We start from the raw sequence: 11,641 nt of genomic DNA on the forward strand, positions 1-11,641 counted from the left end.
TCCCGCGGGCCGGTGTTCACCCCACAACAAGATAACACAAAAAAAGGCGCCCCGTAGGACGCCTTTTTTTATTTCCATTAAACGGAAACTTATTCGCCGGCTTCGGCATCGTCGTTCAGCGCGGCTTTACGGCTGAGACGTACACGGCCCTGGTTATCGATATCGATACACTTAACGCGCATCGCATCGCCCGGCTTACAGATTGAATCGACAGAATCAATGCGCTCATTAGCCATTTCGGAGATGTGAACCAGACCTTCTTTGCCCGGCATACATTCAACAAAAGCTCCGAAATCTTTCACGGCAATCACTTTACCATCGTAGATTCTTCCGATTTCAATTTCGGCCGTCAGAGCATTCACTTCACGAATCGCCGCCTCCATCGCATCGGCGTCTACCGCAAAGATGTTAACCGTACCGTCTTCTTCGATGTCGATCTGGGCACCGGTTCCATCAGTAATCGCACGGATGTGTTTTCCACCCGGGCCGATAAGGGCGCCGATCTTTTCCGGATCAATCTTAACAGTGGTGATACGCGGTGCAGTAGCCGCCAGTTCCTGACGCGGAGAAGAAATCACGGCCTCCATCTGGTCGAGAATATCGCAACGCCCCTTCCGGGCGATTTCGAAGGCTTCTTCAACCTGATCCCAGTTCATACCATGAACCTTAAGATCCACCTGGAAACCGGTGATACCCTTGCGGGTACCGACAACCTTAAAGTCCATGTCACCGCAGTGGTCTTCCACACCGAGAATATCGATCACTTCAACCGATTTATCCTGGCCGTCTGTGAACAGACCGACCGAGATCCCGGCAACCGGAGCTTTCAGCGGAACACCCGCATCCATCAATGCCAGGCAGCCGCCACAGGCCGAAGCCATCGAAGACGAGCCGTTGGATCCCATCACTTCGGAAACCACACGTACGGTGTACGGGAAATCATCCGGCATCACCGGCGCAATGGAACGCTCTGCAAGGTTGCCATGGCCGATTTCGCGACGGCTGGTCATGCCGAGGCGTCCGCACTCACCCACCGAATACGGAGGGAAGTTGTAATGCAGGATAAAGTTCTTTTCGTCTTCACCGCCGGTCACCGCGTCAAAACGCTGTGCTTCTTTGGTGGTTCCGAGCGTAACGGTACAGAGCGTCTGCGTTTCACCGCGGCCGAATACGGCCGAACCATGCAGTTGCGGGAATACTCCGACCTGAATGTCGAGCGGGCGGATTTCCAACATACCACGCCCTCCGATCCGGGTATGGTCTTCAAGAACGTTTTTACGGACCGTTTCCACTTCCAGATCGTGGAAAGCGTGGAAATATTCATCTTCCGTCATCTCCGGGAAGAGATCCTGCATCTGCGGTTTTAACTCTTCCTTCAGGGCGCTAACCGCATCCTGACGTTCGAGCTTTCCGCTGATTTTCATCAGCTCTTTGAACTTATCACCAACGAGTTCACGGGCTTTATCCAGCAGCGTGGTGTCTTTCGGTTCCGGAGCGTATACTTTTTCCGGAAGACCGAGTTCAGCCCGAAGCTTCAGCTGACCGTCGATAATTTTAACCACTTCGGCATGCGCCGTTTTCATGGCTTCAATAAATTCAGCTTCAGGAATTTCCTTAGCGGAACCTTCAATCATCATCACCTTGTCACGCGATCCACAATAGGTCAGGTCTATGTCAGACGCGGCCAGCTGATCATGATTCGGGTTGATGATCCATTCGCCATCGTTACGGACGATCCGGACTGCGCCGATCGGGCCGTCAAACGGCAGATCGGTCAATGTCAGCGCCGCAGAAGCGGCATTCACGCTCAGCACATCGGTATCAAGCGTCTGGTCAGAGCTGATCAGCATGTTGTTGATCTGTACTTCGCGGTGGAAGTTGTCCGGGAAGAGCGTGCGGATCGGACGGTCTGTCACACGCATGGTAAGGATTTCCTTCTCAGAAGGACGGGCCTCACGTTTAATGTAGCCCCCCGGAAAACGGCCGGCTGCATAGAATTTTTCGCGGTATTCCACCTGCAGCGGGAAAAAATCCACGCCTTCTTTGGCTTCTTTCGCGGAAGTGACTGCGGAGAACACGACGTTTGCTCCGATACCACAGGTAACAGCACCGTCTGCCTGCTTAGCGAGCAGCCCGGTTTCGAGGGTCATGGTTTTTCCACCGACCTCGAATTCAACTTTGGTTGTACCCTTCATAACTTCATCTGCGCCCTTGCTAAAATTTTGTTCTGAAGAGCGCACCTTTCCTTGTTGTTTTTTGCCGTCCCATTGACGGCGATTATAAACGAAGCAAGCCCTTTACTTGAGATAAAGGGCTTACAAACGAATTACGGATTGTAGAACATCCGGTCAAACGACTTATTTACGAAGTCCAAGCTTATTGATCAGCTCTTTATAACGTGCGTCGTCTTTTTTCTGCAAATAGCTCAGCAGTTTTCGGCGCTTGTTCACCATCATGATGAGGCCGCGGCGCGAACTGTGGTCTTTTTTATGTGTCTTCAGATGCTCGGTCAATTCCTTGATGCGGGTAGTCAGTAACGCAACCTGAACCTCTACGGAACCGGTGTCCTGCTCGCCGCGCTTGAATTCGTTTTTAATTTCAGCTTTTACTGCTTGATCCATTGCTATGGACTCCTGTTGATATAGTTCTCTCTCAAAAAGTAAGAGCGGGACTATACGCACCGCCTCACCCCGTGTAAAGCACAGTTTCTCAAGGTTTTTCCGCCTGTTTTTGCAACCCGGAAAACTCAACCCCGAAGCGGCAGTGAATGCTGAAAAAGCAACGAATAGATATATTTACAGAGTATTCATTGTTTTTCAGCATTCATTGCGACTGAACCGCCCGCCTATTTTATTACGAAATCCGGTTCCGAATCATGATGATCGAATTCCGGCAGAATACACATCAGTTTATCGCGCTCTGCACGATGCGCCGCAGAGACCTTTTCCCAATCTCTGATCTGCGGGAAACGAATCAGATCATCCGGCTGATGCTCCACATCCCACCATTTTCCAAAACCGTCTTTCATCACCTTTTTTCCGCGAATCAGCTGCATACCGCCACGATAAGCATAAATCCAGTCACGATGATCCTGTTTATCCGTGGTCAGATACGGCCAAAGGCTCTTACCATGGATTTTATAATCGGCCGGAATTTCATACCCCATAATATCCGCCAGTGTCGGCAGCACATCAGCAATATTCACCAGAATATCCTGCTCGCCCTTTTTCGTGAAATCCGCCCCCGGCGCATAAACCATAAACGGGACATGACAGCCTTTCTGACGATCCGGGCTCCCCTTGCCGTACGTACTGGTTCCATTATCTGCACAGAAAATGAGAATCGTATTATCCGCAATGCCAAGCTCATCAAACTTCTTCAGATACTGCCAGATCTGAAAATCGATGTATTCCACATGGGTATGTATCCCCGGTTCCGTAACCGTACCATGCGTATCGTATCTCCCGTTATCGCCCGTTATATTCGGCTCTGTCCGGATATATTTTTTCCCGTCCCATTTAATACCCGGCGTCCCCGGCCATTTATTCCCCGACTCCGGATGCAGCCAGTCAAAACCGTCATGCCCAAGGTGAGTGGTGTGATAAACAAAAAACGGCCTGCCCTCATGATGCTTCCGCTCCATGAAGTCGAAAACAAAATCAAGCTCCACATCCGGTCCATACGTATTAAGACCGTAGTTTTTACGATCTTCTTCAGAAACCGGCCAATAGGTGCAGTTCTGCTCTGCAGTCGCCGGCGGTACAGTAGGATGATTCATCAAAGCTACAGACGGCTTCCAGTACCAGGATGTTTGAGCATAGTGCGAGAGCTCTTTCCCTGTATCTTCATTCACCTGTGTCTTCTTTTTCCCTTTCACATCCGTCAGCACAAAATCGGTATAAGGATTTTTCGGAAAGAGATAGGAACCCGGCGTGAAAACACCTTCATCAAAACCAAACAGTCGATGATCACACTTTTTCATCTGGGTTTTTCCGACCCATTGGGTCGCATACCCGGCCTTTTGCGCCACATGGCCTATCAGCAGCGGAGATGAAACGTAAAGAGGAACCACCCAGTCAGTTTTCTTCCCGTTTTCCACAATTCCGCCCAGATCACCGTTATGCCACCACTTATGCAGATTCGCATAGCGCCCCGTCATCATCATTGCCCGGCTCGGCGAACAGACCGTTGCCGCCCAGGCGGTTCTGATCCAGGCCCCCTTTTCCGCCAGCCTGTCGAGCACGGGCGTCTTCGCCCGATAACCCATATCCTGTGTATCGCGGCCCTTCGCATCGCTCCAGACAGAACTGCCATAGAACGGGATTTCGCGTGCGGAAATATCATCGGCAAACACCAGCACCACATTCGGTTTATCCAGTTTCGCCGACACACTGACAGCACCCGCCGTCAATAACACCAAAAGCATCCGTTTCATCATCTCATCCTTTTTTCCAGAAGTTGAAACCAAAGGACGAACGTAGCATACCGGTCCCTCTCCGCGTCAGCTGACCGAAAGTATTACCCCTTCGGCTCCTGCCCGGAACGAATACACATCCCCTTCCGTCTTTCCTGCCAGCGCTGCCCCCACGGGCGACTCCGGCGTAATCACTGTAACAGCCACTCCATCATCAACCGTCACCTCGGTACCGCCGCCACAGTCCAGCAGAAAAAACCAGTCTCTAAAACCGTCCATTTCCGCCTCAATCAGCGCTCCGGTTCCAATCGGTTTCCCTGAAAAATCCGGCGGTTGAAAACTGCGCAGTTCCAACACCCCGGCAGCCAACGCTTCAAACTGTTTGGCCAGCCCGCGTGCCAGATAGGACTGCTCTAAACCGCAGGTATCCCATTTGCTCTCCGCTTTGGCTTCAACATGCGTCGCCCCCTCCGCGGCCATTTTCTGCCCCTTTAACTGTACCCGAAGCTCCTCTTCCAGCGCATCAATCACGGCTTTCAGAACATTTGATTTATCCATTTTACCACTCCGGCTCTTCAACCGGATCGGTCGAATAGGGTTTACACTGTGCCGCAATCTGCGGCGAAACACGTACGAGCAGCTCAGCGTTGGCGCCCTCGTATTCCTGTTCCAGAATCGATGCATTCTTCTGCAGCGTCGCCAGCAGCTTGCCTTCGCTCAACGGCACCGAAAGCCTCATTTCGACCTTCCGCCCTTTCAGACAGTCGGCCAGTTCATCAAAAAGAAGATCGATATTTTCGCCTTCGCGCGCAGAAACCGCCACCGACTTCGGAAACTGACGCTGCAGGCGTTTGGCCGCGTTACGGCCTTTTTCATCATCGATTTTATTAAAAACATAAAGCATCGGCTTTTCGAGCCCGCCGATTTCATCCAGCACTTTGTGCACCGCCTCAATCTGCGTATCCACCTGCGGATGCGATGCATCGATTACATGCACCAGCAGGTCAGCTTCGACCACCTCCTCCAACGTCGCCTTGAACGAATCCACCAGATGATGCGGCAGTTTCTGAATAAATCCCACCGTATCGGTCATCAGCATCGGCTCATGATTCGGCAGCTCCACCTGCCGCGTCGTTGGATCCAACGTGGCGAAAAGCTGATTTTCCGCATAGATATCGGCCCCGGAAAGCCGGTTCAACAGCGTTGATTTTCCGGCATTGGTGTAACCGACAATCGAAACCAGCGCCCAGCCGTGGCGCCGGCGTCCTTTTCGTTGCTCAGTACGGCGCGTCCGCACCAGTTCGAGATCACGTTTTAACGTACGGATCAGCTCCTGCAGGCGGCGGCGGTCCATTTCGAGCTGCGTCTCTCCCGGCCCCTTCAGCCCGATGCCGCCCTTCTGGCGCTCAAGGTGCGTCCACATATTCCGCAGACGCGGAAGCAGATACTGATGCTGTGCCAGTTCAACCTGAAGACAGCCCTCTTTGGTCTGGGCCCGCTGCGCGAAAATATCCAGAATCAGCTGTGTGCGGTCGAGCACACGGGTCTCAAACACCTTCTGCAGGTTTCGGCCCTGCGCCGGAGTCAGATCATCATCAAAAACAACCAGCGAAACCCGGTTTTCTTTGATCCAGTCGGAAATCTCCTCCGCTTTTCCGGTTCCGATATAATGCCCGGCTTTGATTTTCTGCTGGCGGACCATAAAGCGGCCCTTTACCTCCGCACCGGCGCTCTCGGCCAGTTGCGCAAGTTCATCCATGGTATCCTTAACCCGCCACTCCTCCTCGTTTCTCAGAACGACGCCAACGAGCACGACGGTTTCAACACTCTTATCTTCAGTTTCTACAAGTTCAGGCATTCTCTATTGCTCTAGTATTCAGCAGTGAATGTAAGAAAAACAACAACACTGAGCACCTTTGAATTCGTTATTTTTCCCACACGCATTACATATCAGATCTGCACCGGTGTCGGGCCGTTTTTCTGCCAGACAGAGGAAACCGCAGCCGCCAGCGCTTCCGGCGTTTTAAAATCGGCAGTGTTGATCCATTCCACATTCAGCTGATTGCGAAACCAGGTCATTTGGCGTTTGGCAAGCTGGCGGGTACGGATCACCGTTTTTTCCCAGGCTTCCTCAAGCGTCATTTCATTTTTCAAAACAGCAAAAGCTTCTGCATAGCCGATCGCCTGCATCGCGGTCTGAGACAGCTCAAGCCCCATCAGCCGTTCCGCCTCTTCCAGTAATCCGGCGGCATACATTTCATCCACCCGTTTTTCGATCCGCTCCAGCAGTACTGCGCGCTCAACGTACAAACCGACCAGCTTCGGCTTCGGTTTCGAATTCCATTTACTGTTGGCCGTACCATCCTTTTCCAGAATCCGGATCAGGCGGCGCGGGTTCTGCCGGTCGTCTTCGGTCAGACGCTCATACAAACCGCCGGCTTCGGCTTTGGCTCGTTTTTCCAAGGCCCGGAAATCGAGCGACTCCAGCTCTTTCCGAAGTTCGGAATTTTCAGGCGGCACATCGTCGAACCCCTCGGTCAGACATTTGACATAAAGCCCGGTTCCGCCGACAACAATGATATTCCGCCCCGTCTCAAAAGACGGACGCACCGCATCCAGATAGGCCGCAACATTGAACTTTTCGGTCGGCTCAACGAGATCAAAACCTGCATAGTCGACTTTCTCCCGATCCCCGAAAGTCGGCTTAGCCGTACCGATATCCATTCCTTTGTAGATATTCATGGAATCGGCCGAAACAATCAGCTGCCCTTCCCGTTCCGCGATATACTGCGCTACAGCACTTTTGCCTGAGGCAGTCGGTCCGATGACAAAATGAGCATGCGGAGCGGCATCAGACATCTTCAGTTTTCTCTTCCTGCTTTTTCTTATCGAAAAAACTCATGACCAGAAAAACCACAAATACAATGCAGATAGCGGAATCGGCGACGTTAAAGGAAGGGTATTCATAGCTTCCGAAATGGAATGAAAGAAAATCGGTAACCCACCCGAAACGAATGCGATCAATCAGATTTCCGGCAATCCCGCCGAAAAGCAGCCCCATCAGCACTTCATTCCGGCGCTTTCCCTCAATGATCTGGCTGCGGAACCAATAAAGCGCCACCATCACGCCGAATGAAATCAGAATCAGGATAATCCCGTGACCGGCAAGCAGGTTCCAGGCGGCACCGTCATTGCGAACATAGACAATATTAAAAAAACCATCAACAACCGGAATGGAATCGCCATAAACCAGATTAGCGCGTATCGCCTGCTTGGTTAGTTGATCAAGAAACAGAATGACCAAACCTATGATAAGAATCAGCACTGACGAACTCCTGAAAAACAGCCGCAAAAAAGGCACAAGATGCACGAAGACCGGAGCAAAACATGTCTTTGTGTTTCTTGTGCCTCTTCGTGGCCGATAACAATCCGGTATTAATCCGGCCTACATGCCATGCATGGTGCTGCCGAACGGACGGTAGGTCGTGGCCTGCCCCTTTTCGATCTCATTCTGCGCCTTGATGGAGTAACGAACATAAGGCAACGCTTCGAGACGCTCGATGTTGATCGGCTCACCGTACATTTCACAAATGCCGTACGTACCTTTTTCAATGCGACGAATTGCCTCATCAATTTCAAACAGAACATCCTGTTCACTGGAAAGCTGATTAAGCGCAAATTCGCGGTCGAATGTATCGGTCCCCTGATCGGAAAGCGACGGATCGCGCTCATTGGCACTCAGGGAGTCGCGGTTGATGGAAAGAATTTCACCGGTCACCCGCTCCCGCAGAATCAGAAGACGGTTGAGCTGCTCTTTGAGCTGCTTGGTGGTGAAATACTTATTTTTCCCGATCTTCCCGCTCAGCGGGCCGCCGGACGATTTTGCAACAGGCGAAGCGGATTTCGCTGTTTTATTCGCAGTCGTTTTCCCGGCAGCAGCTTTCTTTGCAGGGGCCTTCTTAGCAGTCTTTTTTGTCGCCATTTTCGGTTGTACTCCAGTCAAAATTCAGTTCCGAACCCGAATGAGGGCTGGGTATTTATCATCTGCCCCATGTCGTGTCAATGAGCATATCCGCTTTATTCAGCGGTCATAATGGACACCACACAACCATGTCCGTTCAAATCTAATTCCGTACCATTTTCAATACCTTTTTCCGTTACTTCGCAAGAAAGTGCCAGCGTTTCCCCGGCGATATATTCCCGGTTCGCAGCAACAGCGGCCGTCACCTCGTCATCCGAGCTGAAAAGCACGTGAATGCGCTGGGTAATCTCCAGATCCATTTCCTTACGCAGATTCTGTACCTTATTCACAAATTCGCGTGCCAACCCCTCGGCAATCAGATCCTCATTGAGCTGCGTATCAAGGCCGACAACCAATGCGCCTTCAGCACTCACCGCCATGCCTTCTTTCGGATTACGGACAATTTCAATATCATCGGAAGTCAGCTCAACCGTCCGGCCGTCCAACTCAACCGGCACCGTTTCACCGCTGGAAATCTCCGCAATCTGCGCATCCGTCAGGCTGTTGATCAGCGGAACGGCCTTTTTCATCAGCGGGCCGAGTTTCGGGCCAAGCTGTTTAAAGTTCGGTTTCGCCTGAATCGTAGCCAGTTCCGAGGAATCGGTTCCGAACTCCACAGTACGCACATTCAGCTCATCGGAAATCAGACTTTCCAATGCCTGAATATTGGCCAGCAGCTTTTCGTCATCGCAGACGACATACATTTTAGCCAGCGGCTGGCGGTTTTTCAGTTTGTATTCCGCGCGCAGCGTGCGCCCCTGCTCAACAGCATTCATCACCATGGCCATCTGACCTTCGAGCACTTCATCGCGTTTGGCGTCGGCCGCGGTCGGAAAATCGCAGAGATGAACCGATTCCGGCATATCGTCGGTTTTCAGGTTCTGATAGATGGTTTCGGAAATAAAAGGAGTAAACGGCGCGGCAATTTTGCACAGACCGAGCAGCACATCATATAAAGTGGAATAGGCCTGCACCTTGTCGGTATCATCTTCCGTTTTCCAGAAACGGCGGCGAGAACGGCGGATATACCAGTTTGTCAGATCTTCAATAAACGCCACGAACGGACGAACCGAAGCCTGAAGATCGTAGCGGTCCATCGCCCCGGTCACCTGCTGCTGCAAACGGGCCAGTGAACTCTGAATCCAGCGGTCCATCAGATTGTCGCGCTCCGACACCGACTGCCCCGGCGTCCAGCCGTCAATATTGGCATAGGTCACGAAGAAACTGTAGGCGTTCCACCACGGCAGCAAAAGATGGCGGAGCGAATGCTTCACGCCCTCCTCCGAAAACCGGAGCGATTCCGCCCGAACGACCGGCGAATAAATCATATAGAGGCGCAGCGCGTCGGCACCGTATTCATTGATCACGTGGATCGGGTCCGGATAGTTTTTCAGGCGCTTGGACATCTTCAGCCCGTCTTCCGCCAGTACCAGACCGTTGACCACCACATTTTTAAAGGCCGGTTTATCGAACAGCGCCGTGGACAGCACCATCAGCGTGTAAAACCAGCCCCGGGTCTGATCAAGCCCTTCAGCAATAAAGTCCGCCGGGAAGTTCGCTTCGAAATGCTCCTTGTTTTCAAAGGGATAGTGGTTCTGTGCATACGGCATGGAACCGGACTCGAACCAGCAGTCGAGCACCTCCGGCGTCCGTCTGTAGGTTTTACCGTCCTTTTCGATGATGATTTCATCGACATAATGCTTATGCAGATCTTCAACTTTTCTGCCGGACAGTTTTTCCAGCGTTTCAATGGAATCAACGCAGATCATATCGGACTTATCGTCTACATTCACCCACACCGGAATACAGGACCCCCAGAACCGATTACGGCTGATATTCCAGTCCTTGGCGTCAGCCAGCCAGTTGGCAAAACGCTTTTCGCCGACGTAATCCGGCATCCAGTGCACGCCCGAATTGTTCGCAAGCATTTTTTCGCGCAGATCCTCAACCCGGACATACCAGGCATCAATGGCGCGGTAAATCAGCGGAGTATCCGTACGTTCACAGAACGGATAACTGTGCTGAATGGTGCTCTGATGGATCAGTTTTCCGCTGTGCTTCAATACTTTGATAATGGCCTTATCGGCGTCTTTGCAGAACTGTCCTTCATAATCCGGAACCCGGGACGTGAAAACACAATCCTCGTCAAGCGGATCGACCAGCGGAATATCGGCGGCGCGGCAGATCCGGTAGTCATCCTCACCATAAGCCGGAGCCATATGTACAATACCGGTACCGTCTTCGGTCGAAACAAAATCATCGTTCAACACCTGGAAGGAGTTCGGGTTATCAACAAAGAAATCGAAAATCGGCTCATACTTCAACCCCTTCAGTTCCGACCCTTTAAAGGTTTTGAGTATTTCGTATTCTTCTTCCTTTTTGTAATAGGCCGACAGGCGTGCTTCGGCCAGAACGAAGACCTCGTGCGTCTCTTTGTCTTTGATCGCCACATAATCAATGTCCGGACCGGCACAGATCGCCAGATTGCTCGGCAGCGTCCAGGGTGTTGTGGTCCAGATCAGCGCCGAAGCATTTTCAAATTCAAAATCGAGCAGTTTTACCCGAACCGTGATCGCCGGGTCCTGGACATCCTGATAGTTGCGCCCTGCCTCGAAATTGGAAAGCGGGGTATTGAGTTTCCAGCTGTAGGGCATAATCCGGTGCGCTTTATAAATACGCCCCTGCTTCCACAGCTCGGAAAACACCCACCAGATCGTTTCCATGAACGGTTTATCCATGGTTTTGTAGTCATTCTCAAAATCGACCCAGCGACCCATGCGGGTAACCGTCTTCTCCCATTCCTCCACATATTGGGTCACCATCGAGCGGCACTGCTCATTAAACACATCAACACCGGCCTCTTTAATGGCCGGAGCTCCGGCAAGCCCGAGCGCCTCCTGCGCCAGCGCTTCAATCGGAAGCCCATGGCAATCCCAGCCAAAACGACGGGAGACATAATGACCGCGCATCGCCTGATAACGCGGAATGATATCCTTGATCGTTCCGGCAAGCAGATGTCCGTAATGCGGCAGACCTGTGGCAAACGGAGGACCGTCGTAAAAAACAAATTCATCACTGTTTTTACGAATTTCCAGCGATTTCTTAAAAATATTCTGCTCTTTCCAAAACTGAATAATCTCCTCTTCCATCTGCGGAAAACTGACTTTGCTGGAAATATCACGGAACATATGCTATACCTCATCTGT

At 51.7% G+C, this 11,641-nt stretch carries 9 protein-coding genes; all 9 read right to left on the reverse strand.

The window, feature by feature from the left end; genetic code table 11:
- Positions 1 to 89: 89 nt before the first annotated feature.
- Positions 90 to 2,195 (reverse strand): polyribonucleotide nucleotidyltransferase, encoded by a 2,106-nt coding sequence (gene pnp, locus EGM51_08945; GenBank protein QBG47510.1) that lies wholly within the window; start codon positions 2,193 to 2,195, stop codon positions 90 to 92.
- Positions 2,196 to 2,357: 162 nt separating this feature from the next.
- Positions 2,358 to 2,627 carry a 30S ribosomal protein S15 gene (locus tag EGM51_08950; protein QBG49284.1) on the reverse strand — a complete coding sequence of 90 codons (270 nt, stop codon included), beginning with the start codon at positions 2,625 to 2,627 and terminating at the stop codon, positions 2,358 to 2,360.
- A gap of 218 nt (positions 2,628 to 2,845) precedes the next feature.
- Positions 2,846 to 4,438, reverse strand: coding sequence for a sulfatase (locus tag EGM51_08955; protein ID QBG47511.1), 1,593 nt, complete (start codon positions 4,436 to 4,438; stop codon positions 2,846 to 2,848).
- A 63-nt stretch (positions 4,439 to 4,501) separates the two neighbouring features.
- A complete protein-coding gene (locus tag EGM51_08960; protein ID QBG47512.1) occupies positions 4,502 to 4,972 on the reverse strand; it encodes a transcription elongation factor GreAB in 471 nt (156 codons plus the stop codon).
- A 1-nt stretch (position 4,973) separates the two neighbouring features.
- Positions 4,974 to 6,272: a GTPase HflX gene (gene hflX / locus EGM51_08965; protein ID QBG47513.1), complete on the reverse strand. Its 1,299-nt coding sequence runs from the start codon at positions 6,270 to 6,272 to the stop codon at positions 4,974 to 4,976.
- Between the two features lie 92 nt (positions 6,273 to 6,364).
- The gene (gene miaA / locus EGM51_08970; protein ID QBG47514.1) at positions 6,365 to 7,273 is read right to left on the reverse strand and encodes a tRNA (adenosine(37)-N6)-dimethylallyltransferase MiaA; all 909 of its coding nucleotides are present in this window, start codon (positions 7,271 to 7,273) and stop codon (positions 6,365 to 6,367) included.
- On the reverse strand, positions 7,266 to 7,850 hold the full coding sequence (lspA, locus tag EGM51_08975) for a signal peptidase II (GenBank protein ID QBG47515.1): 585 nt from the start codon (positions 7,848 to 7,850) through the stop codon (positions 7,266 to 7,268). Before lspA ends, miaA begins: the two co-directional genes overlap by 8 nt.
- Positions 7,851 to 7,859: 9 nt before the next feature.
- On the reverse strand, positions 7,860 to 8,396 hold the full coding sequence (locus EGM51_08980; protein ID QBG47516.1) for a TraR/DksA family transcriptional regulator: 537 nt from the start codon (positions 8,394 to 8,396) through the stop codon (positions 7,860 to 7,862).
- 95 nt (positions 8,397 to 8,491) lie between these two features.
- Entirely contained in the window at positions 8,492 to 11,623 is a 3,132-nt protein-coding gene (locus EGM51_08985) for an isoleucine--tRNA ligase (GenBank protein ID QBG47517.1), read from the reverse strand.
- Positions 11,624 to 11,641 lie beyond the last annotated feature (18 nt).

The sequence above is a fragment of the Verrucomicrobia bacterium S94 genome (assembly GCA_004299845.1).
Classification (GTDB): domain Bacteria; phylum Verrucomicrobiota; class Kiritimatiellia; order Kiritimatiellales; family Pontiellaceae; genus Pontiella.

What these genes read in the sequence shown, in the direction of transcription:
- pnp (QBG47510.1), bottom strand. Translation starts at nt 2,195, where the DNA reads ATGAAGGGTACAACCAAAGTTGAATTCGAGGTCGGTGGAAAAACCATG.
- EGM51_08955 (QBG47511.1), bottom strand. Translation starts at nt 4,438, where the DNA reads ATGATGAAACGGATGCTTTTGGTGTTATTGACGGCGGGTGCTGTCAGT.
- EGM51_08960 (QBG47512.1), bottom strand. Translation starts at nt 4,972, where the DNA reads ATGGATAAATCAAATGTTCTGAAAGCCGTGATTGATGCGCTGGAAGAG.
- hflX (QBG47513.1), bottom strand. Translation starts at nt 6,272, where the DNA reads ATGCCTGAACTTGTAGAAACTGAAGATAAGAGTGTTGAAACCGTCGTG.
- miaA (QBG47514.1), bottom strand. Translation starts at nt 7,273, where the DNA reads ATGTCTGATGCCGCTCCGCATGCTCATTTTGTCATCGGACCGACTGCC.
- EGM51_08980 (QBG47516.1), bottom strand. Translation starts at nt 8,396, where the DNA reads ATGGCGACAAAAAAGACTGCTAAGAAGGCCCCTGCAAAGAAAGCTGCT.
- EGM51_08985 (QBG47517.1), bottom strand. Translation starts at nt 11,623, where the DNA reads ATGTTCCGTGATATTTCCAGCAAAGTCAGTTTTCCGCAGATGGAAGAG.